At 70.3% G+C, this 22,443-nt stretch carries 22 protein-coding genes; 10 read left to right on the plus strand and 12 right to left on the minus strand.

What is annotated here, in order from left to right:
• The first annotated feature begins 11 nt into the window (after positions 1-11).
• Entirely contained in the window at positions 12-1,991 is a 1,980-nt protein-coding gene (locus tag I6N91_RS04445) for a penicillin-binding transpeptidase domain-containing protein (RefSeq protein ID WP_198811021.1), read from the plus strand.
• A gap of 171 nt (positions 1,992-2,162) precedes the next feature.
• On the opposite strand, the gene I6N91_RS04450 is transcribed toward I6N91_RS04445, so the two are convergent.
• The gene (locus tag I6N91_RS04450) at positions 2,163-2,564 is read right to left on the minus strand and encodes a YccF domain-containing protein (RefSeq protein WP_198811023.1); all 402 of its coding nucleotides are present in this window, start codon (positions 2,562-2,564) and stop codon (positions 2,163-2,165) included.
• 269 nt (positions 2,565-2,833) lie between these two features.
• Complete coding sequence (locus tag I6N91_RS04455; protein ID WP_198811025.1) at positions 2,834-4,504, minus strand: DEAD/DEAH box helicase; 1,671 nt, start codon at positions 4,502-4,504, stop codon at positions 2,834-2,836.
• Between the two features lie 334 nt (positions 4,505-4,838).
• On the opposite strand from I6N91_RS04455, the gene I6N91_RS04460 reads away from it, so the two are divergent.
• Complete coding sequence (locus I6N91_RS04460; protein WP_198811027.1) at positions 4,839-6,077, plus strand: M20 family metallopeptidase; 1,239 nt, start codon at positions 4,839-4,841, stop codon at positions 6,075-6,077.
• 49 nt (positions 6,078-6,126) lie between these two features.
• Entirely contained in the window at positions 6,127-7,053 is a 927-nt protein-coding gene (trmB, locus tag I6N91_RS04465) for a tRNA (guanosine(46)-N7)-methyltransferase TrmB (RefSeq protein WP_198811029.1), read from the plus strand.
• Between the two features lie 49 nt (positions 7,054-7,102).
• Here trmB and I6N91_RS04470 read toward each other — a convergent pair whose 3' ends face one another.
• Entirely contained in the window at positions 7,103-7,450 is a 348-nt protein-coding gene (locus I6N91_RS04470) for a UBP-type zinc finger domain-containing protein (RefSeq protein WP_198811031.1), read from the minus strand.
• 252 nt (positions 7,451-7,702) lie between these two features.
• Here I6N91_RS04470 and I6N91_RS04475 point away from each other — a divergent pair, with 252 nt between their 5' ends.
• Together I6N91_RS04475 and I6N91_RS04480 are read left to right on the plus strand one after the other, a co-directional pair.
• Complete coding sequence (locus I6N91_RS04475) at positions 7,703-7,882, plus strand: NAD(P)-binding domain-containing protein (protein ID WP_198811032.1); 180 nt, start codon at positions 7,703-7,705, stop codon at positions 7,880-7,882.
• Between the two features lie 4 nt (positions 7,883-7,886).
• The gene (locus I6N91_RS04480; RefSeq protein WP_269823057.1) at positions 7,887-8,093 is read left to right on the plus strand and encodes a DUF5996 family protein; all 207 of its coding nucleotides are present in this window, start codon (positions 7,887-7,889) and stop codon (positions 8,091-8,093) included.
• Positions 8,094-8,120: 27 nt separating this feature from the next.
• Here the strand turns inward: I6N91_RS04480 and I6N91_RS04485 are convergent, their stop codons facing one another.
• Positions 8,121-8,801: an SDR family oxidoreductase gene (locus tag I6N91_RS04485; RefSeq protein ID WP_198811036.1), complete on the minus strand. Its 681-nt coding sequence runs from the start codon at positions 8,799-8,801 to the stop codon at positions 8,121-8,123.
• A gap of 51 nt (positions 8,802-8,852) precedes the next feature.
• Between I6N91_RS04485 and I6N91_RS04490 the strand changes: the two genes are divergently transcribed.
• Complete coding sequence (locus I6N91_RS04490) at positions 8,853-9,422, plus strand: DUF5655 domain-containing protein (RefSeq protein ID WP_198811038.1); 570 nt, start codon at positions 8,853-8,855, stop codon at positions 9,420-9,422.
• Here I6N91_RS04490 and I6N91_RS04495 read toward each other — a convergent pair.
• The 8 genes from I6N91_RS04495 to I6N91_RS04530 all read right to left on the minus strand — a co-directional run bounded on the left by I6N91_RS04495 (position 9,394) and on the right by I6N91_RS04530 (position 18,259).
• Positions 9,394-10,092, minus strand: a complete 699-nt coding sequence (locus tag I6N91_RS04495) for a PspA/IM30 family protein (RefSeq protein ID WP_198811040.1) — start codon at positions 10,090-10,092, stop codon at positions 9,394-9,396. The genes I6N91_RS04490 and I6N91_RS04495 overlap by 29 nt on opposite strands.
• A gap of 40 nt (positions 10,093-10,132) precedes the next feature.
• Entirely contained in the window at positions 10,133-10,696 is a 564-nt protein-coding gene (locus I6N91_RS04500; RefSeq protein WP_159803220.1) for a hypothetical protein, read from the minus strand.
• Between the two features lie 115 nt (positions 10,697-10,811).
• Positions 10,812-11,234 carry a heat shock protein transcriptional repressor HspR gene (locus I6N91_RS04505; RefSeq protein ID WP_198811041.1) on the minus strand — a complete coding sequence of 141 codons (423 nt, stop codon included), beginning with the start codon at positions 11,232-11,234 and terminating at the stop codon, positions 10,812-10,814.
• 48 nt (positions 11,235-11,282) lie between these two features.
• Complete coding sequence (locus I6N91_RS04510) at positions 11,283-12,260, minus strand: DnaJ C-terminal domain-containing protein (protein WP_120167623.1); 978 nt, start codon at positions 12,258-12,260, stop codon at positions 11,283-11,285.
• 163 nt (positions 12,261-12,423) lie between these two features.
• A complete protein-coding gene (locus tag I6N91_RS04515; protein WP_198811043.1) occupies positions 12,424-13,104 on the minus strand; it encodes a nucleotide exchange factor GrpE in 681 nt (226 codons plus the stop codon).
• A gap of 2 nt (positions 13,105-13,106) precedes the next feature.
• The gene (gene dnaK, locus I6N91_RS04520; RefSeq protein ID WP_120167619.1) at positions 13,107-14,969 is read right to left on the minus strand and encodes a molecular chaperone DnaK; all 1,863 of its coding nucleotides are present in this window, start codon (positions 14,967-14,969) and stop codon (positions 13,107-13,109) included.
• Between the two features lie 127 nt (positions 14,970-15,096).
• The gene (locus I6N91_RS04525) at positions 15,097-15,960 is read right to left on the minus strand and encodes a triacylglycerol lipase (RefSeq protein WP_198811045.1); all 864 of its coding nucleotides are present in this window, start codon (positions 15,958-15,960) and stop codon (positions 15,097-15,099) included.
• A 121-nt stretch (positions 15,961-16,081) separates the two neighbouring features.
• Entirely contained in the window at positions 16,082-18,259 is a 2,178-nt protein-coding gene (locus tag I6N91_RS04530; protein ID WP_198811047.1) for an efflux RND transporter permease subunit, read from the minus strand.
• 101 nt (positions 18,260-18,360) lie between these two features.
• Between I6N91_RS04530 and I6N91_RS04535 the strand changes: the two genes are divergently transcribed.
• Genes I6N91_RS04535 through pabB form a run of 4 tightly spaced genes read left to right on the plus strand, consistent with a single transcriptional unit; the run spans position 18,361 to position 22,435 of the window.
• Positions 18,361-18,858 carry a MarR family winged helix-turn-helix transcriptional regulator gene (locus I6N91_RS04535; protein WP_198811049.1) on the plus strand — a complete coding sequence of 166 codons (498 nt, stop codon included), beginning with the start codon at positions 18,361-18,363 and terminating at the stop codon, positions 18,856-18,858.
• Positions 18,855-19,652: a methyltransferase domain-containing protein gene (locus I6N91_RS04540; RefSeq protein ID WP_198811051.1), complete on the plus strand. Its 798-nt coding sequence runs from the start codon at positions 18,855-18,857 to the stop codon at positions 19,650-19,652. Before I6N91_RS04535 ends, I6N91_RS04540 begins: the two co-directional genes overlap by 4 nt.
• A gap of 50 nt (positions 19,653-19,702) precedes the next feature.
• Positions 19,703-20,320: a LysE family transporter gene (locus tag I6N91_RS04545; RefSeq protein ID WP_198811053.1), complete on the plus strand. Its 618-nt coding sequence runs from the start codon at positions 19,703-19,705 to the stop codon at positions 20,318-20,320.
• Between the two features lie 54 nt (positions 20,321-20,374).
• On the plus strand, positions 20,375-22,435 hold the full coding sequence (pabB, locus tag I6N91_RS04550; RefSeq protein WP_198811055.1) for an aminodeoxychorismate synthase component I: 2,061 nt from the start codon (positions 20,375-20,377) through the stop codon (positions 22,433-22,435).
• The last annotated feature ends 8 nt before the right edge of the window (positions 22,436-22,443 follow it).

Raw genomic sequence — 22,443 nt, forward strand, 5'->3', positions numbered from 1 at the left:
ATAATGGCCCGATGGGGAAATTTCATCGACTCACCGCCGTCCTTACCACCGCCGTCCTGGCCGCCTCGCTCGCCGCCTGCGCCGACGACCGGCCCAGCGCCGCCGACGCCGCGAAAGAGCTCGCAGCGGGCCTGTCGAAACTCGACGTCGGGGGCTCCGCCTTCACCGTAGTCAGGGCCGAGGACGTCACCACGGACCTGGGCACCATCACCGAGGCACTCGCCCCCCTGAAGCCCAAGGTGACCGCCGGCGGCGTCGAATCCACCGGTGAGGACACCGCCACCGCCACCCTGGACTATGTGTGGGACGTCGACGCCTCGGACGAGGACTGGACGTACTCGACGTCAGTGGAGCTCTCCCGGGAGGAGGACGAGTGGCAGGCCGAATGGGACCCGTCCATCTTCGTGCCGGAACTGCGCGTCGATGAACACCTCGCCCGTGAGGAAATTCCTGCTGACCGGGGCGACATCACCGGTGCCAACGGCGAGGTCCTCGTCACGCAGCGCACGGTCCTGCGGGTCGGCATCGACAAGACCAAAGCCCCCGAGGAGGGGCACGACGCCGCGGCGCGTGCCCTCGCCGCACTCGTGGAGATCGATCCGGCGTCCTACGCGGAGCAGGTGGCCGCTGCCGGCGCGGAGGCGTTCGTTGAGGCCATCGTGCTGCGCGAGGACGCCCCGCTCGCGGCCGACCGCGCCGCCATCGATGCCATTCCGGGGGCGGTTGCCCTTCAGGACTTCCGCGAACTGGCCCCGACCCGCTCATTTGCCCGTGAGCTGCTGGGCACCGTCGGGGAACCGACGGCCGAACTGATCGAGCAGTCCGGCGGGAAGCTCGAGGCCGGGGACATCACCGGCCTTTCCGGCCTGCAGCAGCAGCACAACGACCTGCTCGCCGGGACCCCCGGGGTGATGATCACCGCGGTTCTCGGCGACGGAACCACCCTGACACCCCGGCCGCTGTTCTCCAAGTCCCCGGTGAATGGAAAGCCGCTCGCCACGACGCTCGACGCGAAGCTGCAGACCCTCGCCGAGAACACCCTTGCCGAGGAGCCCTCGGCGTCCTCGATCGTCGCAATCCGCCCCAGTACCGGGGAAATCCTGACCGCCGCCAACGGGCCCGGCAGCGAAGGCCTGCCCACCGCGCTGCTCGGGCAGTACCCGCCGGGGTCCACCTTCAAGATCGCGACCACCCTCGCGCTGCTGCGCAAGGGCCTCACTCCGGAGTCCCCCACCGAATGCCCCGCCGAACTCACAGTCGACGGGCGCAGCTTCAACAATGCGAGCACCTACCCCGCGCAGTTCACCGGGACGATCCCGCTGCTCCAAAGCTTCGCGCAGTCCTGCAACACCGGGTTCATCTCCAACCGCGACAAGGTGTCCCAGCAGGAACTCGCCTCGGCCGCCGCTGACCTCGGCGTCGGGATCGAAGCCTCCATCGGCACGCCCGCCTTCTTCGGCGTCGTTCCCGCCGAGGCCGAAGGCACCGCGCACGCCGCGTCGATGATCGGGCAGGGCGAAATCCTCGTCTCGCCGCTGGCGCTGGCGACCATGGCAGCGAGCGTCGGCAAGGGCGCCAGGGTCACCCCGACGGTGATGGCGGGCGGGCAGGACGACGCGTCGCCGTCGGACTCTGCGCCGTCGGCATCCCCGTCCCCGTCCTCCGGGCCGTCGGAGGATGCCTCAAAGTCCACCAATGCGCCGGCCGAACCCAGCAAACTGACAGAGGAGGAGGCCGCCACCCTGCGGACGCTGATGCGGGCCGTGGTCACCGAGGGCGGCGCGGGCATGCTCGCCGGCGTCCCGGGCGAACCCGTGCATGCGAAGACCGGGACCGCGGAGTTCGGCAGCGAGACCCCGCCGCGCACCCACGCGTGGATCGTCGCGCTGCAGGGCGACCTTGCCGTGGCGGTCTTCGTGGAAGAGGGCGAGCTCGGCTCAACCTCGGGAGGGCCGCTCATGGAGGCGTTCCTTCGGGGAGCCGGCTCCTAGGAGACACTCATTTCCGCCGAAAGTGCAGCTCACCACGCTCTGCACCAACCACGTCCGCCGAACGTGCAGCTCACCACGCTTCCAGCGCACCTAAGCGTGGTGAGCTGCCAACTCGGCGGGGTTTCCGGGCGCACTCCCGCGTCCCGGCGCCTTGGCGCTCCCGACCCGGGGTCAGCGGTACTGGGGAATTCGAGTGCCACGCGTCTCCACGATGACCTTCCCCAGCGGCATCAGTGACACAGGGATGAGCTTGAGGTTGGCGATGCCCAGGGGGATCCCGATGATGCTCACGAACATGGGGATCGCCGTGAGGACGTGCCCGATGGCGATCCAGATCCCCGCGACGAGCAGCCAGATGATGTTGCCCACGGTGGAGAAGAAGGACACCTGCCCACCCCGGTCCACCACTGTCCGTCCGAACGGCCACAGGGCGTAGAGGCCGATCCGGAATGAGGCGATTCCGAAGGGGATCGTGATGATCAGGACGCAGCACAGGATCCCGGCGGCGAAGTAGCCGAGGGCCAGCCAGATACCGCCGAAGAGCAGCCAGATCACGTTCAGGAGTGTATTCATGGGCCCATTGTCGCGCATCGCAGGGCACGGCGTCCGGGGATCTGCTCCGCGGCCCCTCGGCCCCCGCCGAAACTGCAGCTCACCACGCCTCCACCCCGTCGAAACTGCAGCTCACCACGCTTTCGCGCGCCCAAAGCGTGGTTATCTGCCAAGTCGGCGCCCCCCCCCACCGCAAAACGCCCCGCACAGCAGAAAGGCCCCTTCCCGTGCGGGAAGGGGCCTTCTGTTGGATCGGCTCTGCTGGATCGGCTCTGCCGGATCAGCGGAGCTTAGCGCGTGCGGCGGTCGTTCGACGCCGGGGCGCTTGCCCTGCGCGAGCCACCCGCGCGACCGGCGCTGGCGGGACGGCCCGCAGCGGCCGGTGCGTGGCTGCGCTGGCCCGAGGACGTTCCACCGGCGGCCGCCGGACGGCGGGGAGCGACGTCCGCGGCGCGCTGACCCGTTGCGGGACGGCGGCTGCGGGTTCCGGCGGTGTCGGCGGCGGGACGGCCCTCGGCGGAGCGTCGGCGGCCTGCGCCGGCGCCTGCCTCGGTGCCGAAGCGCGGTGCCTGCGGCTGGTCCTTGCGGCGGTCGGCGCGGTTGCCCTGGGCGGGCTGCGCCTCGGCCGCGACACGTCCACGGCCACCCCTGCCGCCGCGTCCGCCGGCGGCGGGTGCTGCGGCGCCGCGGCGGGCGCGCTTGCGCTGGGCGTTGGCACCGGTGGAGGTGCCCTCGCCGCGGGCGGTGTCACGCTGGGCGATGAGTGCGGCGCGGGTGCGCGGATCGATCTTTTCCGCAACGTCACCGATCAGCTTGCCGACGAGCGGCGAGGTCGCCTTGACGTTCTCGAAGGCGACGTCGACGCCGGCGGCGCGCATCAGCTTCTGCACCTCGGACTTCTGCTCCGGCAGGGTGATCGTCACGACGGTGCCCGAGGACCCGGCGCGGGCGGTGCGGCCCGAACGGTGGAGGTATGCCTTGTGCTCGGTCGGCGGGTCGACGTGGACGACCAGTTCGACGTCGTCAACGTGCACGCCGCGGGCGGCCACGTCGGTCGCCACGAGGACGCGCACATCGCCGCTGGAGAACTCCGCAAGGTTCCGGTCACGGGCATTCTGCGAGAGGTTGCCGTGGAGGTCGACCGCGGGGATGCCGGCGTCGGTGAGGGTCTTGGCCAGCTTGCGGGCGTGGTGCTTGGTGCGCATGAACAGCAGGCGGCGCCCGGTGCCGGAGGCAAGCTGGACGATCAGCTGCTTCTTCTGGGTCTGGTCGCCGATGAGCAGCACGTGGTGCTCCATGGTGGTCACCGCGGCCTGGGGATCGTCGACCGAGTGGGTGACGGGCTTGCTCAGGTACCGGTTGACGAGCTTGTCCACGCCGTTGTCGAGGGTCGCCGAGAACAGCAGGCGCTGGCCCTCGGTGGGCGTGGTGTCCATGATCTTCTTCACGACGGGCAGGAAGCCCAGGTCGGCCATGTGGTCGGCCTCATCGAGGATGGTGATCTCCACCGATTCAAGGGTGATGAGCTTCTGGCGCATCAGGTCCTCGAGGCGCCCGGGGCAGGCGATGACGATGTCGACGCCGGCCCGCAGGGCCTTCTCCTGGCGCTGCTGGGAAACCCCGCCGTAGATGACGGTGGTGTTCAGGCCCAGCTCGTTGGCCAGGGGCTCGACGGTGTTGTTGATCTGCGTGGCCAGCTCGCGGGTCGGGGCGAGGATCAGGGCCAGCGGGCGTCCGGGCTTGCGCCGGTAGGCAGCCTCCTGCTCGGCGAGCCGGGACACCATGGGAAGGGCAAAAGCGAGGGTCTTTCCCGAGCCGGTGCGGCCGCGGCCGAGGACGTCGCGTCCCGCGAGGGTGTCGGGGAGGGTCTTGACCTGGATGGGGAAAGGTTCGGTGATTCCCTGCGCGGTCAGGTTCGAAACCAGGGCTTTGGGCACACCAAGGGCGGCAAAAGTAGTCATGTATATACACGAACTTTCTTCTCATCTTCCCCGGCGCCGGTTGGCACAGGGGTTCGCCGAAGAAAAGTCAGACAGTGTCCACCGCGCTTCCATACGGGAAGCTGGATGCGGGACAAAAGAAAGCGCTCATCGACGCAGGCTGCGGGTATCGGGGCCGTCTCCGGCCTCCGGGATACGCAGGCATGTCCTTCCACCCTACCAGCCGGAACGGCCTCCGCCTGACGCGCACCGTCCCCGAGACACTACGCCCCTCCCGTTTTCCGGCACCGTCTGGGAGGGTGTGAGAACCCCCACACCAGGGAAACCATCGACCGAATCCACCAGGAGGACCTCAATGACCGCCACCCCCGCCAGCCTGCTCGAGGAGGCACGCCAGCTCCACGGCGGCCTGACCGATCTGCGGCACCGCCTGCACCGCGAACCCGAGATCGGGCTGTCCCTTCCGCGGACCCAGCAGAAGGTCCTCGAGGCCCTTGAGGGCCTCCCGTACGAGGTGACGCTGGGCGAGGAGACGACCTCCGTCACCGCCGTCCTGCGCGGCACCGCCGCCTCGGCCGGCCGGCGGCCCACGGTGCTGCTGCGCGGGGACATGGACGCCCTCCCGGTTCAGGAACGCACCGGGGAGCAGTTCTCGTCCACCATCGACGGCGTGATGCACGCCTGCGGGCACGACCTGCACACCTCCATGCTCGCCGGCGCCGCCGGTCTGCTCGCCGCCCACCGGGACGAAGTGGCCGGCGACGTCGTGCTCATGTTCCAGCCCGGTGAGGAGGGCTTCGACGGCGCGGCGGTGATGATCCGCGAGGGCATCCTCGAGGCCTCCGGCCGGCTGCCCGACGCGGCCTACGGACTCCATGTGACCTCCTCGCTGCTGCCCAATGGGATCTTCGCCAGCAGGGGCGGCACGCTGATGTCGGCCTCGGACGGACTCATGGTGACGGTCCGCGGCGCCGGCGGCCACGGCTCGGCCCCGCACACCGCGAAGGACCCGGTCACCGTGGCCGCCGAAATCGTCACGCAGCTGCAGGTGATGGTGACCCGGCAGTTCAATATGTTCGACCCGGTGGTGATCTCCGTCGGCGTGCTTCAGGCGGGCACGAAGCGGAACATCATTCCCGACACGGCCCGGATCGAGGCCACCGTGCGGACCTTCTCGGCGGAAAACCGGGAGAAGATGGCTGCCATCGCCCCACGCCTGGTGCGCGGCATCGCCGAGGCGCACGGGCTGGAGGCCGACGTCGACTACGAGACCGAGTACCCGCTGACCGTGACGAACTTCTCGGAGACCCTCCATGCGCAGGAGCAGGTCGACGCGCTCTTCGGCCCCGGCCGGTACACGGAGATGCAGCAGCCCCTGAGCGGTTCCGAAGACTTCTCGCGCATCCTGGAGGCGGTCCCCGGCAGCTTCGTCTTCCTCGCCGCCACTCCCCCGGGCGCCGACCCGCGCTCGGCACCGTTCAACCACTCGCCCCTGGCCGTGTTCGACGACAATGTCCTGGCCGACGGCGCCGCCCTGTACGCCCAGCTGGCGCTGTCCCGGCTGGCGTCCCTCGCCGCGTCGGGCATCGGCTGAGAGTCCGGCGGCCCCGCGCCGGGCACGCCGGACGGTAGCCTTGAGGGTGATGAGCACCGAGCCCAACGCCCCGGCAACCACCCCGGCAGATCCCGAAACACCCGAAGCTCCCGCACCGCCCCGAGGCCACCCCGTGTCCTTCGTTCGACGCGGTTCCCGGCTCCAGGGCCGCCGGCGCGAGGCGTGGGCCGAGCTCGCCGGGGACTACCTGATCGACGTCCCGCGCGTGTCCGCCGACACGTCGGTGGACCCTGACTACCGGTTCGACGCCACCGCTGCCTTCGGCCGGCACGCCCCGCTCGTGGTGGAGGTCGGCTCCGGGCTCGGCGAGGCGATCACCCACGCCGCGGAGCTTGACCCGGACCGCAACTTCATGGCCCTCGAGGTGTACCGCCCCGGACTGGCCCAGACGATGCTGCGGATCAGCCAGAAGGGCCTCTCCAACGTCCGGGTGGCCCAGGTCAACGCCCCCGAGGCCCTGGCGGGAATGCTCGGGCCGGCCTCGCTCAGCGAGCTCTGGGTCTACTTCCCCGACCCCTGGCACAAGGTGCGCCACCGCAAGCGGCGCCTGGTGAAGGAAAGCTTCGTCGAGCTCGCCGCCCGGGTGCTTGAACCCGGCGGACTGTTCCGGCTGGCCACCGACTGGTCCGACTACGCCGTGCAGATGCGCTCGGTCCTCAACGCCTCACCGATGTTCGCCAACCTCCACGCCGGCGAACGCACCGGCGAGATGAGCCCCCTCACCCAGGTGTGGGAGAGCGGGGTGGAATCGGTGGTCGGCGGCGCCCCGGTCCGTGAAGGCAAGGACCCCGTAAGCACCGGCAATACCGGAATCAACGAGGGCACCGACGCCCTGGGCGGCTGGGCTCCGCGGTTTGAGGGCCGCCCGCTGACCAGCTTCGAGAACAAGGCGCTGGAGGCCGGGCGCATGGTCTTCGACCTCACCTACCGCCGCACGGACCAGCCCACCGGGTAGGCCCGGGCACCGCCCGGAGCGCCTCCCTGAATCGATTCAGTGCAGCGGTTCAGTGGAGCTTCGTGACCCAGTCGCGGGGAACGGCCCCTGCCGGCCCCGGCGAGCCCTGCTTCAACGGGCGGTGCTGGGGCGGCGCAAGCTTCATTCCCTTCGTGTAGGAACCGGTCTCATAGTTCCAGAACCAGTCCTCCCCCGGCTCGAAGGAGGCGATGATGGGATGGCCGGACTCCGCCGCGTGCCGGCTCGCATGCTGGCTCGGCGAGGAGTCACAGCACCCGATGTGCCCGCACTGGGCGCACCGCCGCAGGTGCAGCCACCACCCCTGACTGCCGAGGCACTCGGCGCAGCCGGTGCCCGAGGGTGCCGCCGAGGGAACGATCCCTATCGCTTCGCTCATTCGCTGGATCCTTTCCGAGTCCGGACGGCAGCTTCATGCGGCGGACCGCCGTCGTTCTGTTCTACACCGAGCCGGCGGTGCAGGCCAGAGTCCCTGCCCGTATGACGCCCTGGGCCGCGCGTAATGATCCGCGGATCCTCTACCGAGCCGGGCATGGAACATAAATCCAGGTCAGCCCTTCAGCTCCTGCCGCCGCGGACATTTCCGATCCCGTCCCGGCCGTCCCTCGATTCCTCCGGGCTAGGAGAACCCATGAAAATTGCAGTACTTGGAACAGGAAATGTCGGCACCGCCCTCGCCGACGGTCTGCTCGATGCGGGCCGCGACGTCGTCCTGGGCGCCGCCCGCCGGGCGCAGTGCCCCGGCACGGGGGCGTTCAACCTGATGTCGTCCCTGAACACCCTGTCCGTCAACATCAAGGTCGTGGTGTGAGCCGCTGGCCGGGACTGCTGGTGGACGGGAGGACCTCGGCCTGTTCCTGCTTCCCTACGACGCCGTGAGGCGCTCGGCGGATCCGGACGCCATCGGCCTTGACTTCCTCAGGTCAACGCATGAAGCGGCCGCCGACGGCGCCGGCTGGGACCGCTCCACCCTCGAGACCGACCCGGGGCGCCTGCCTCAACTGGCGCCCCGTGAAACCTGAGCGCGGGCGGCGTCCGGAACGGCCGGCTCAGAACGCCGTGGAAGCCAGGTCCTTCTCGCCTTCCACCAGAGCGGTGATGATGCGCTCGGCAACGGCCTGCGGGTCCTTGCCCTGCGGTAGCCGCGGGGCGGTGCCCGCGAGGGTCCGTTCAGTCAGGCCGGTCTCGGTGTGCGGGGGGCGCACGTCCAGCACCCGCGATCCCTGGCGGCGCAGTTCGAGGCTGAGTGCCTTGCCGTAGGCGCTCAGTGCCGCCTTGGTGGCGGAGTAGGCCGCCATGCCCGCGGTGGGCCGCTCGGCGACGACGGCGCTGAGCTGGACGACGACGGAGTCTTCGGCCAGCCGCGGCGCCAGCTCGCGCATCAGGCGCATGTACCCGAGCAGGTTCACCAGCATCAGCTCATCCAGGGTGTCGTCGTCGACCTCCGCGGCCGGCCCGAAGGCGACGACGCCGGCGGCGAAGATGATGCCGTTCAGCTCCCGGCCGTAGGCGGCGGCCGCGATGTCCGAGGGTGCGCTGAGCCGGCCGAGGTCGGCCGCGACGGTGCCGGCGGCGGCACCGCCCAGCTCGCCGGCCAGGGCGGCCAGCTTGGCCTCCGACCGTCCACTCAGGGTCAGCAGGGCGCCCCGGGCGGCAAGGCCGCGCGCGAGCGCGGATCCCAGCACTCCGGTGGCACCGACGACAAGGAAGTGGGATCCGTTCAGCTCCATGCGGCGAGTGTACCAACGCAGGGGAGAGGGCGGTCCGGCTACGCTGGAGCAATGGGCGAGATCAAGACCTGGCAGGCGATGGCCGACACGAATGCGGAACGGCTCCAGCGCACCACGGGCCGCAGCGTCGAGGAGTGGGTCCAGGCAGCCCGCGGCGCCGGCGTCGGCTCCCGGGCGGCGCTGGCGGCCTGGCTGAAACCCCAGGGGGTGACCGGCTACAGCCTGATGAGCGTGGACTGGGCGATGTTCGGCTACCCGGATTTCATCCTTCGATCCGTGGACGAACTGTACGAGGGCCAGTACGCGGACCGGCAGGCGCTGCGCCCCATCGGGGACCGGCTCCTCGCCTGGGCGCTCGAAGCCGACGGCGTCGAGGTGCAGATGCGCAAGACCTACATCTCACTGCAGACGGCGCGCCGGAAGTTCGCGCAGGTCACCCCGGCGACGAAGTCCGCCGTCGACGTGTTCCTGCGCTTCGCCCGCCCGAACGATCCGCGCGCCGAGCCGGCGCGGGCGGCGAAGGACGATCCGTTCCGCTGGCGGATCCGCCTGAAGACAGTCGACGATATTGACGACGCGGTGCTGGGGGCCCTTACTGCGGCCCGGGACGAGAGCCTCTAGCCCGCTGTTCCTTGAGCCGGGCCAGCTCCAGGCGCGCGGCGGAGTCGGCCTCGAGCTCCTCGAACGCCTCCTGGACCCGCTGTGAGGATGGATCCGACCAGGCCAGTTCCTCACGGGCGGCGGCGAGGGCCTGCAGGCGGCGCACCTCCCGCTCGGCCTCCCGGGCGGCGAGCTCCCCGCCCCCGATCGGGCCCGCCGAGGAGCGCAGCGCCTCCTGGGCCCGCATCGAGGCCTCGGCCGCGGCCTGCTGGGCCAGCAGGGCCTGGTGCCGGAGCCAGCTGTCGGACATCCGTTCCTCAAGCCGCGCGACGTCGGCGGCGAGCCGCCGGGCCTGCGCATCAATCTCCTGGAGCTGCCCGCTGAGGGTCTGCAGGTGCTTCGCGGCCCCCAGCTGGGCGCGCAGGGCCTCCCGGGCGGCGTTGTCATCGCCGCGGGCGACCGCGGCGGCGGCATGCGCCTCGAAGTGGCGCACCCGCGCGGCGGCCTCACCGGCCAGGATTTCGAGGCGGCGCCGGTGCGCGGCGACATCGGCGGCTCCCCGCCGCGCCTGGTCCAGGGCCGCGTGCTGCGCACGCTGTGCGTTGGCGGCGGTCACCCGGGGGTCTTCGACGGGCTGGGCGGCGGCCTTGTTGGCGCGGACGATCCGCGAGATGCGCCGGGAAAGGGACATCGCTGCCCTGCCGGGGCCTAGGAGCGGCGGAGCGGCGCCGTCATGACGCCCTCCGGACCCCGTAGGCGGTAAGCCATGAATGCATGGCGCTGATCTCCATGGTCAGCCGGGCGCCGCTGCGTTCCAGCTCGAGCCGGTCCATGGAGCCTGAACCCCGCAGCAGGCAGCGCCGGAGGTCAACCGAGAGTCCCTCAAGGGAGCGCACATGGCGGGCGAGGTCCGCGGTCAGTTCCCGTTTCAGGGCTCGGTTCGGCTCCCGGTCGGCCATGCGCAGGTGGTCTCCGACGGAGGCGGCGGCCCGTTCGAGCTCTTCGGCGGCGGCGGGCAGGTTGCCCACCGGCCAGCCGCGCTGCACGGCCTCGGCGAGAGCCCGCCGGTTGGCCTGGTTGGAGCGGCGGAGCTCCAGGGCCAGCCGGGCCGGCTCCCGCACGGTCCGGTCCATGGCGAGGGAGTGAAGGGTCAGGACGCCGTTGTCGGCCGCGCGCCGCATGAGTCCTGAGCGCCGGATCCGCCGGACGGCCAGCCAGAGCAGCGCGGTGGAGGTCAGGCCCATGAGGAGCAGGATGATGCCGAACACCATCAGCAGCTGAAGAAATCCGTCCATCAGTACAGGGTCCTCGGGGAGCGGGAGCGGGAGCGGAGCATGCCTCTAGTGTGCCCTGCGGGTGCGGCGATTTCCAGATTTTGGCCGCGGGAATCCACCGGGCCGTGCCGTCTGCTCAGTTGCCGGCGGTGTCCGGGCGCCAGACCATGACGGCCTGGCTGCGGGCCCGCGGGCGCTGGCCCCGGGCCAGAGTGACGACGTCGCCGGCCAGCCCGGCGGCGAACACCCGGCTGGGATCGGGCTGGCCGCGGCGCTGCGCCAGTTCGGAGTTCAGTTCCCGGACCCGCTGCTGCAGCGCCGACACCTGGTTCTCGAGTTCGAGAATGCGGCGGATCCCTTCGAGGGAAACTCCTTCATGGGACAGCCGCTGGATCTCGCGGAGGGTGCTGACGTCCTTCTGGGAGTACCGCCGGGCGCGTCCGGGCGCCCGGCTCGGCGTGACGAGCCCGAGCCGGTCGTACTGGCGCAGCGTCTGCGGGTGCATGTCGGCCAGCTCGGCGGCGACCGAGATGACGTAGATGGGCATCGTGGTATCCATCGTGCGGTTGCCTCCTTCCGGTTCCGCACGGGGCGGAGGGGTGTGCGGTTAGAGCCGGGCCTTGGCCGCCAGGCCGGCGCGGGGATTGGCGTCGGCGGTCGCGGCGGCGAACGCCTCGACCGCGGCGGCGGCCTCCTTGGAGAGGTTCTGGGGCACGACGACGTCGATGGTCACCAGCAGGTCCCCGGTCACCTTCGGCGTGGACACCCCCCGGCCCTTGAGCCTCAGCGTCCTGCCCGAGGGCGTTCCCGGTGGGACCTTCATCTTGACCAGTTCGCCGGTGATGGTCGGCACCTCGATCTGCGCGCCGAGTGCGGCCTCGGGGAAGGTCACGGGCACGTGGACCTTGATGTTGTCGCCGTCGCGCTGGAAGATGGGGTGGTCTTTGACGTTCACGGTGACCATGAGGTCGCCGCTGCCCGCCGGCCCCGACTGGCCGCGCCCGCGCACCCGCACCTTCTGGCCGTCCTTGATGCCGGCCGGGATGCGGACGTCGATGACCTCTCCGGAGGGCTCGCGCAGCCCGATGGTGGTGCCCTTGATGGAGCCGGCGAAGGAGATGGTGGTGCTGGCGGTGCGGTCGGCGCCCTTGCGCGGGGGCGCGTCGAAGCCGCCGCCGAACCCTCCGCCGCCGCCGAAGAGGTCGGCGAACTCGGGCGGGAGGTTGCCGTAGCTGTTGCCGCCGCGGGTGCGGGGCCCGGCGCTCTGGCCGAAGAGGTTCCCGAAGATGTCTTCGAAGCCGGCGCTTCCGCCCGGCGCCCCGGCACCGGCGGCGGTGAAGCGGGCGCCGCCGCCCATGGCGCGGATGGCGTCGTACTGCTGGCGCTGCTCGGAGTCGGACAGGACGGAGTAGGCCTCGGAGACGTCCTTGAACATGCGTTCGGACCCGGCGTCGCCCTGGTTCTGGTCAGGGTGGTGCTTGCGGGCGAGTTTGCGGTACGCCTTTTTGATGTCGGCGTCCGTTGCGTCCTTGGAGACACCGAGGATCTTGTAAAAATCCTTATCGACCCAATCCTGACTAGCCAATTGGAGTCTCCTTTCACTGCTTCTTCTTGAAACCTGAAATGTACCGGGTACGGATCGTCCCGGGCGGAGCGGTCTTGTGTAGGGCCTTCAATATTCCAAGCGAGCTCTGCGAGCTCTGGAATTTCGTTGGCCCGGCAAGACCGCCCCGCCCGGGACAGTAACGCTACTCCGGTACTGCGACGATCACTTGGGCCGCCCGCAGCACGCGGTCGCCCTTGCGGTAGCCGGCGCGGAGGACCTGGCTGACGCTGTCGGCCTGGACGTCCGCGCTGGGCTGCTGGATGAGCGCCTCGTGGATGTTCGGGTCGAAGGCCACGCCGGTCTCGTCGATGCGGGTCAGCTCGTACGCCTTGAGGGCGTTTTCGAACTTGCCCGCGATCGCCGCGAACGGCCCGTCGGCGAGGTCGCCGTGCTGGCGCGCGGCGTCGATGTCGTCGAGGACCGGCATCAGGGAGTTGAGGACCCCGATGACGGCCTGATCGCGTGCAACGTCGCGGTCCCGCTCGACGCGGCGCCGGTAGTTGACGTACTCGGCCTGCAGCCGGAGCAGGTCGTTGCGCAGTTCGGCGATGACCTCCGTCACCGGCGCGTCCTCGCCCTCGCCGGCCTCATTGAGGATGGCTTCGGCCTGGGCGAGCGCGTCGCCGTCGGCGGAATCCGCGGCGGCAGGGGCCGGAGGCGCCTGCTCCCCGGCCGGTTCCCCGGACACCGGCTGGGCCGGTGCCGGGTCGCCGGCGTCGTTCTGCTGCCCACGGACGGCGCCCGTTTCAGGGTCGATCTTGCGGTTGTCCCGGAAGCTCACTGGCTCTGACTGGTGCTCTTCTTCATTTCCGTGGTGCGGCATGGTTACTTCTTTTCTTCGTCGACAACCTCGGCGTCGACGATGTCGTCGTCGTCCGCCGGGGCGGGGCCGGATCCGTCTGCCGAGGCGCCGGGGCCGCTCTGGCCGTCCTGCTGGGCGGAGGCGTAGATGGCCTCGCCGAGCTTGGACTGGGAGGCCTGCAGCTTCTCGAACGCGGTCTTCACCTCGTCGTCGTTGTCCTGGGACTCGAGCGCCTTCTTGAGGGCGTCGACGTCGGCCTGGACCTCCGTCTTGACCTCCTCGGGCAGCTTGTCCGAGTTGTCGGCGATGAGCTTGTCGACCGAGTAGGCGAGCTGCTCGGCGGCGTTGCGGGTGTCGGCTGCCTCGCGGCGGGCCTTGTCCTCGGCTGCGTGCTCCTCGGCCTCGCGGACCATGCGGTCGATGTCCTCCTTGGAGAGGGAGGATCCACCGGTGATGGTCATGGACTGCTCGGTGCCGGTGCCCTTGTCCTTGGCGGACACGTGCACGATGCCGTTGGCGTCGATGTCGAAGGTGACCTCGACCTGCGGCACTCCGCGCGGGGCCGGCGCGATGCCGGTCAACTCGAAGGTGCCCAGCGGCTTGTTGTCCCGGGTGAACTCGCGCTCGCCCTGGAAGACCTGGATCGCTACGGACGGCTGGTTGTCGTCGGCGGTGGTGAAGGTCTCGGACCGCTTGGTCGGGATGGCGGTGTTGCGCTCGATGAGCTTGGTCATCATGCCGCCCTTGGTTTCGATGCCGAGGGAGAGCGGGGTGACGTCGATCAGCAGGACGTCCTTGCGCTCGCCCTTCAGCACACCGGCCTGCAGGGCGGCGCCGACGGCGACGACCTCATCGGGGTTGACGCCCTTGTTGGGCTCCTTGCCGCCGGCGAGTTCCTTGACCAGTTCGGAAACGGCCGGCATGCGGGTCGAGCCGCCGACCAGGATGATGTGGTTGATGTCGGAGACCTTGATGCCGGCCTCGGAGATCACATCGTGGAACGGCTTCTTCGTGCGGTCCAGCAGATCCTTGGTGAGGTCCTGGAACTTGGCGCGGGAGAGGTGCTCGTCCAGGTGCACCGGGCCCTCCGGGGTGACGGAGAGGTACTGCAGCGAGATGTTGGTGGAGGTGGCCGAGGACAGTTCCTTCTTGGCCTGCTCCGCGGCTTCCTTCAGGCGCTGCAGGGCGATCTTGTCCTTGGACAGGTCGGCACCCTTGGCCTTGGCCTGGGCGAGGAGGAAGTCGACGACACGCTGGTCCCAGTCGTCGCCGCCGAGGCGGTTGTCGCCTGCGGTGGAGCGGACCTGAATGGTGGAGAACTGGTCCTCGTCCTTGCCGACTTCGAGCAGGGAGACGTCGAAGGTTCCGCCGCCGAGGTCGAACACGAGGATGAGCTCGTCTTCCTTGCCCTTGTCCAGCCCGTACGCCAGTGCCGCGGCGGTGGGCTCGTTGACGATGCGCAGCACCTTCAGGCCCGCGATCTCGCCGGCCTCCTTGGTGGCCTGGCGCTCGGCGTCGTTGAAGTACGCGGGAACGGTGATGACGGCGTCGGTCACCTTCTCGCCGAGGTAGGACTCGGCGTCGGTCTTCAGCTTCTGAAGGATGCGGGCCGAGATTTCCTGGGCGGTGTACTTCTTGTCATCGACGGGGATGGACCAGTCGGTGCCCATGTGGCGCTTGACCGACGCGATGGTGCGGTCGATGTTGTTGACGGCCTGGCGCTTGGCGATCTCGCCGACCAGCACCTCGCCGGCCTTGGAGAAAGCAACGATGGAGGGCGTGGTGCGCGCGCCCTCGGCGTTCGCAATAACGGTGGGCTCGCCGCCTTCGAGGACTGAAACAACTGAGTTGGTGGTTCCGAGGTCAATGCCTACTGCACGTGACATGCAAGTTTCCTTTCGACAGCCCGGTAATCTGCTGGCCGCTCAACCGCCGGGCGCGTAGATTGAGCGTTCTACACTCAACTGTACCCCGCCCTCATCGAGAGTCAAACCAAAGTTGAGCCTGCCCTACTCAACTTCGAAATGCTGGGATACATTCCGGCTGGTACAGGGGGCTCGCCGGGCCCTTGGAGTCCAGGGCGTGGCTGACCAGCTGGTGCACCACCGGGTCGTTGGGCGCCTGGTCGTGCTCGATCGGGTCGAGCGGGCACTTGTCCTGGAGGGTGATGTTGGTGACCTGCTGGGCCGGCCCGCTGAGGAACTGGCTCGGATAGGGGGTGACGACCTCGTCGTACTTAGTGGAAAGCACCGTGTAGGACGGCCCGTTGACCGTGTCGCCGATCGAGTTCAGCTTCGTCAGGAAGGCCGACCCCGCCTCCTGGTCGGCGCAGGCCTGGCAGAGGAAACCCGAGTCACCGGAGCCCAGGGGAACCTGGTCCGGCGTCGGCGCAATCACGCCTTCGGTGCCGTGGTTGGACGGCGCAATCCCGACGAGGTGGTTGACCTTTTTCGCTCCGCCGAGGAACCCGAGGTAGTACCGGGGCATCATTCCGCCCTGGCTGTGCCCGACGATGTCCACCTTCTGGGCCCCGGTGGCGCCCAGCACACCGTCGACGAAGGAGGCGAGCTCCCCGGCGGACTCGGCGATGGGCCCGGTGGCGTCGACGCCGTTGGTGGTGCCGTAGTTAAGGGCGAAGACGCAGTAGCCCTCGGCCGCCAGGCGGGGTGAGAGCGTCGACCAGTTCTTCGCCATGCTCTCGAAGGTGCCGGGAACCAGCACCACGGGCCGCGGGTGCTCGGCGCTGGGCTTGCACGACCAGTCGTTGGCTCCGGGCGGGGCGATGTCCGTAGTGTCGGCCGACGCTGGTGCTCCCCCAGCAAGGCTGGTGGCGGCGAGGGCGACGGCGGCCAGGGCGGTTCGGAAGCGGAAGGACATGGCGGAGGACCTCTTCGTGTCGGCACGGGCCCGCAGGGGCATTGGACCCCGTCAACGCTAAGCGTACTTAGCAGTTTGGGCAATGCCTCCCGCCCAGCCGGCCCGCCGCGGCCGGTTGGGCTCAGGCGCGGTGGGCCGCCACCTCGCGGTGCTCGTGCTCCTCGGCATCGGGCCCGGCGGCGCGGTGGGCGGACACCTGGCCCTTGGCCAGCGCGGAGGGCCACCAGATGCGCGGGCCCAGATCGTAGGCCAGCGCCGGCACCAGCAGCGACCGCACCAGGATGGTGTCGAGCAGCACGCCGAACGCGACGATGAAGGCGATCTGCGCGAGGAAGAGGATCGGAATGACGCCCAGGGCGGCGAAGGTCGCCGCCAGCACCACGCCCGCGGAGGTGATGACGCCGCCGGTCACGCCCAGCCCGCGCAGGATTCCGGGCCGGGTGCCCAGCCGCAGCGACTCCTCGCGGACCCGGGTCATCAGGAAGATGTTGTAATCCACCCCCAGCGCCACGAGGAACACGAAGCCGAACAGCGGCACGGAGGCGTCGGCCCCCTCGAAGCCGAGCAGGTTGTTGAAGACCAGTGCCGAGACGCCCAGGGCCGTCGCGTAGGAAAGCACGACGCTCAGGATCAGCAGCACCGGCGCCACGACGGCGCGCAGCAGGAGCATCAGGACCACCAGAATGACGGCGAGGACGATGGGGATGATCTTGCCCAGGTCGGCCACTGCGGTGTCGTTGGTGTCGACGGCGATCGCCGTCACGCCTCCGACCAGCGAGTCCGGGCTCTGCTGCTCCAGGTCGGCGCGGAGGTCCCGCACGACGTTTTCGGCGTCTTCGGAATCGGCCTGGAACTGCAGCGTGCCGCTGATCAGTACCCGGCCGTCGTTGACGTCGACGGCTCCGGCTGGGTCGGTGGCGAGGGCGGCCTCGGAGATGCCCGGGGTGTCCCCGACGAGGTCCAGGACGCGGTCCCGGTCCTCCTCGGGGGCGATGACGGCGATCGGGCTGCCGGCGCCGGCGTCGAAGTGGCGGCCGAGCGCCTCCTGCCCGTCGACGGCATTGGAGGAGCTCAGGATCACTTCCGACTGCGGTACACCGCTGGCCTGCAGTTGGGTGAGCCCGAGCGCTCCGGCCCCCAGGATGACGAGGGAGCCGATCCAGACCGTACGGTACCGGCGGGCCACCAGGACGGCGACCGCCCGCCACAGCCCGCGCAGGCCCTCGGTGCCCGCGGGCCCGCCGGTGGAGGCGTTCCGGGCGCTGGCCCCCACCTTCGGCCGCAGCGGCCAGAAGGCGGCGCGGCCGAAGATCAGCAGCAGGGCCGGGAGGAGGCTCAGCGCGGCGGCGAGGGAAAAGACGATGCCGATGGCGGCGATGGGTCCGAGGCTGCGGTTCGAGTTGAGGTCGGAGAAGAGAAGGCACAACAGCCCGAGGATCACGGTGGCCGCCGAGGCCGCAATGGGTTCAACCGATCCGCGGTAGGCCCGCTTCATGGCCTCCCAGGTGGACTGCACCTCCCCCAGGCTCTCCCGGAAACGGGCCACCAGGAGCAGCGCGTAGTCGGTCGCGGCGCCGATCACGAGGATGGAGAGGATGCCCTGGCTCTGGCCGCTGAGCTGGATCCAGTCCCACTTGGCGAAGGCGAACACCACGAGGATGGAGGTGGCCAGGGCGAACACCGAGGTCAGCAGGACAAGGAACGGCAGTACCAGGGAGCGGTAGACGCCGAGCAGGATGAGGAACACGCAGCCCAGCGCCACGCCGAGCAGGATCCCGTCGATGCCGCCGAAGGCGCTGACCAGGTCGGCGGTGAACCCCGCCGGCCCGGTGACGTAGCCGGTGGCGCCGTCGGGCAGTTCCGCATTGAGCACCTCCCGTAGCTCGGCGACGACTTCGCCGAGTTCGGCGTCGGCCGAGACGAAGGCGAGGTACTGCACGGCGCCGAGGTCCTCCGACGGGATGGGCCCGACGACGGTGGGGCCGCCGCCGGCCGGCGCCTCGAGGCCCTCGACCTCGGCGAGCTGCCCCGCGACGGCGGCGTAGGCGCCGAGCTCACCGGGCGCGATGTCCTGCGCGGACTCGGCGACGATGACGGCCGGCACCGCGTCGGAGTCCCGAAACTGCTCCTCGAACTCGCCGGCGGCTGTGGACTCGGCGCTTGCGGGCAGGAAGGACGCCTGGTCGTTGCTCGAGACCTCCTCGAGCCGGCCGAAGGTGGGGCCGCCGAAGCCGGCGCCGACCAGCCAGACCAGGACGATGAGAGCCGGTAGCAGGACGCGCAGCCAGGTGCTTTTCATGATGGGGCCTTCCGAAGGATTGTCTCTGCGGTCGAGTATATCCATGATGGAGATAAATGGGGAGGGGGCCTAGAGTAGGAAAAGGGAAGGGAGGGGTAACAGTGGGCAAGGACAACCGCGCGGCCATTCTGAGGCTCCTGCAGCAGTTCACGGCGGAGACCGAACGCTATGTCGACGTGGTGAGCGCCAAGGACGCCCTGCACCGGACCGACCTGCATGCCCTGGGCATCCTCGTCGGGGCAGCCCAATCGGGGACGACTGTCACGCCGGGCAGGCTGCGTGAGGAACTGAACCTCAGTTCCCCCGCAACGACGGCTCTGATCGACCGGCTCACCACCGCCGGGCACGTCACCCGCGCCCGCAGCGACATCGACCGCCGGCAGGTGCACCTGGAGATGACCGAGAAGGCACAGGCGGCCGGGTCTCGGCTCTTCGCCCCCCTCGCACAGCACATCTCGGCGGCGCTCGACCAGTTCAGCGAAGACGAGCTCGCCCTGCTGACCACCATGCTGGAGCGGATCACCGCGGCAACGATTACTGCGAAGAATGACGCCGGAAGGCTGCCCGGACCGCGACCGGGCGCTACCCTCGGACCATGAACAGCGAGGTGTACTCCCACGGCCACCACCCCAGCGTCACCCAGGCACACGCCACCCGCACCCTTGCGGATTCCGGCGCCTACCTGATCGGGAACCTGCGGCCGGGCATGGACGTGCTCGATGTTGGCTGCGGGCCCGGGAGCATCACCGCCGACCTCGCGCGCGCCGTCGACCCCGGCACCGTGACGGGCCTCGACCGCTCGCCGGAGGTGGTGGCCGAGGCCGCCGGCCTCGCCGCGGACCTGCCCAACGTGCGCTTCCAGACCGGAAACGTCTACGACCTCGACTTCCCCGATGAGAGCTTCGACCTGGTCCACGCCCACCAGGTCCTGCACCACCTCGCCGATCCGGTGGCAGCCCTGCGCGAGATGCGCCGGGTCGCCCGCCCCGGCGGGTTCGTGGCGGTGCGCGACGCCGACTACGCCGCCATGAGCTGGTACCCCCGGCTTCCCGAGCTGGACGAGTGGATGGAGCTCTACCAGCGGATCGCCCGCGGCAACGGCGCCGAACCCGACGCCGGACGCCGCCTGCTCGGCTGGGCGCAGGACGCCGGGTTCCAGGACATCGAGGTCTCCTCCTCGAACTGGCTCTACGCCACCGACGAACGCCGCCGTGCGCACTCGGAGTCCTGGGCCGCACGGGTGCTTCACTCGGCGTTCGCCGACCAGGCGCTGGAACGGGGACTTGCGGACCGGGACGACCTCGAACGAATCTCTGCCGGGTGGCTCGCCTGGGGGCGCGCGCCGGAGGCCACCTTCCTGATGCCGAGCACGGAGATCCTCGCCCGACCCTGACCCGGGGCCCTGAGGCGGGGCGGGCAGCGGCCAGGAATTACTATGAACAGGTGAACCCCTCGGTCTGGCTTGCGCTCCTGGGCGCCGGCACCCTCATCAGCTTCACCCCCGGCGCCGGCGCGGTGAACACCATGAGCAACGCGCTCACCGTCGGCTTCCGCCGGGCGATCTGGGGCATCGCCGGTCAGCAGGCCGCACTCCTGATCCACATTCTCGTCGTGGCGGCCGGGCTCGGGCTGCTCGTCGCCAGCTCCCCGGTGGCCTTCAGCATCATCCGCTATTCGGGCGCCGCGTACCTGATCTATCTGGGAGTCCGGAAGTTCCTGGCGGCACCGGAGCCCGAGGAAGCCGCCTCCACCCGCCACCTGGAGGGCCCGCTTTCCATGTTCCGGCGCGGGCTGTGGGTGAACCTGCTTAATCCGAAGGCGGTCGTCTTCTTCCTGGCGTTCATCCCGCAGTTCATCGAACCCGAGAAGCCGCTGCTGGGCCAGTACGGCGTGCTGGCGGGAACGGTTGTGGCCATCGATGTGCTGGTGATGTGGTTCTTCTACGCCGCCGCGGCACGCTCCTTCCAGCGCTACACGCGCAGCCAGCGCGGGCAGAAGGCCCTCAACCGGGTCTTCGGCTCCCTCTTCGTCACCGTGGGGGTGCTCCTTGCCTTCGCCTGATGCCCCTCCCTCCGCCCTCCCCCGCCGGCTCCCCGGCACCCTCTGGAAGTAGCGATGGAAGCCCATTCCGGCCGAGCCGGCGTCCCCCTCATCCTCGCCGTGGACGGGCGTTCCGGCGCGGGAAAGACCACCCTGGCCGTGGAACTGGCGGCGCTGCTGCGCGAACACCACCGCGTGAGCCTGTTCCACCTCGAGGAGATCTACCCCGGCTGGGACGGACTCGCCGGCGGCCTGGCCCGCTACGTCGAGTCGGTGCTGCGCCCCCTGGCCGCCGGCGCCACGGCCACCTGGCACGCCTGGGACTGGGAGCGCGGAACCGACGGCCCGCTGCGGCGCACCGAACCGGCCGAAATCGTCATCGTGGAGGGCGTCGGGGCCTCCTGCGCCGCCGCCCGCCCCTACCTCGACGCCGCCCTGTGGGTCGAGGCGCCCGACGACGTCCGCCGCACCAGCGCCCTCACCCGGGACGGCGACACCTTCGCCCCGTTTTGGCAGCGCTGGGCCGAGCAGGAACTCGCCTGGCTCGCACAGGATGACCCGGCCGGCAACGCGGACCTGATCGTCCAGGGCCACCGGGGCCTGGGCACCCCGCACGAGGTCCGGCTGGCCCTGTCCGGGCTGCCGCGGTGGGCCGCCCCCATGTCACCCGAGCGCGCAGGGCGCCGCGGACTGCGGGTCCACGCCGAGCGACTGGGGCATGAGCCCTCGACCCCGGAGGTGTTCGCCGAACTGTACGGCTCCTCGCCCTCGGCGGTGTGGCTCGACAGCTCCGACGCCCGCGAGACCACCGCCCCGGAGCGCAGCCGGTTCACCATCCTGGCCGACGACGGCGGCCGGTACGGCCAGTCGGTCCGCCACCGCGCCGGCCTCACCGAGGTCACCGCGGGCGCCGTCACCGCCCGCATCCACGGGCAGTTCTTCCGCTGGCTCGACGGCGTCTGGGGCCGCGGCAGCATGCGCGCCCCCGCCGGCTATGAGTGCGGCTTCGCCCTCGGCTGGCTGGGCTACCTCGGCTACGAACTGAAACGGGAGACCGGAGGGGCGTCCCTGCCTGCGGCTCCGCTTCCCGACGCGGCCCTGATCTTCGCCGGGCGCGCCGTCGTCGTCGACCACCAGCAGCGGTGCACCTTCCTGCTCACCCTCGGCGACGGCACGGCAGACCCGGAGTGCGGACGCTGGCTCGAGGCCGCCCGGGCCGCCGTGCTCGGCGCCCCGGCGCCGGGAAGCCGCGCCACCCGGAACCCCGCGCCGGCCGGACAGGCCCCCGTCTTCACCGCCCGCGACACCCGCGCCGGGTACCTCGGCAAGATCAAGGAATCCCAGGCGGAGATCGGGGAGGGCAACACCTACGAGGTCTGCCTGACCACGGCGCTGGAGGCCCGGCTCGAGGGAGCCGTCGACCCGCTGCCGCTGTACCTGGCGCTGCGGGAGGCCAACCCCGCGCCCTTCGCCCACCTGCTGCGCTTCCCCGGCGCCGTGCTCGCCAGCACCTCCCCCGAGCGGTTCCTGCGGCTCGACGCCGACGGGTTCCTGCGCGCCGAGCCCATCAAGGGCACCCGGCGCCGCTCCGCCGACCCGGTGGAGGACGAGGCCCTCCGGCGGGACCTCGGCGCGTCGCTGAAGGACCGCGCGGAGAACATCATGATCGTCGACCTGCTGCGCAACGACCTCTCGCACTTCGCCGTCCCGGGCTCAGTGACGGTCAGCCGGCTGTGCGCCATCGAGAGCTATGCCACCGTGCACCAGATGGTCAGCACCATCGACGCCCGGCTGCGGCCGGGATCCTCACGCGCCGAGGCCGTCTCCGCGGCTTTCCCGGCCGGATCGATGACCGGGGCGCCGAAGATCAGCACGATGGCCCTCCTCGACCGCCTCGAGGATGCTCCGCGGGGCGCCTATTCCGGGGCGGCCGGCTTCTTCTCGCTGACCGGCGCGGCGGACCTCGCGGTCGTCATCCGCACCCTGGTCCTCGAACAGGACGGCGGGGCCACGCGGGTCTCGCTGGGCGTCGGCGGGGCGATCACCGCCGACTCCGTGCCCGAGGAGGAATGGGAGGAAGTGCGCACCAAGGCCTTCGGCGTGCTGTCGGCCCTCGGGTCCCGGTTCCCCGACTGAGGCCGGTC

The organism is Arthrobacter sp. MSA 4-2 (assembly GCF_016405885.1).
GTDB lineage: Bacteria > Actinomycetota > Actinomycetes > Actinomycetales > Micrococcaceae > Arthrobacter_D.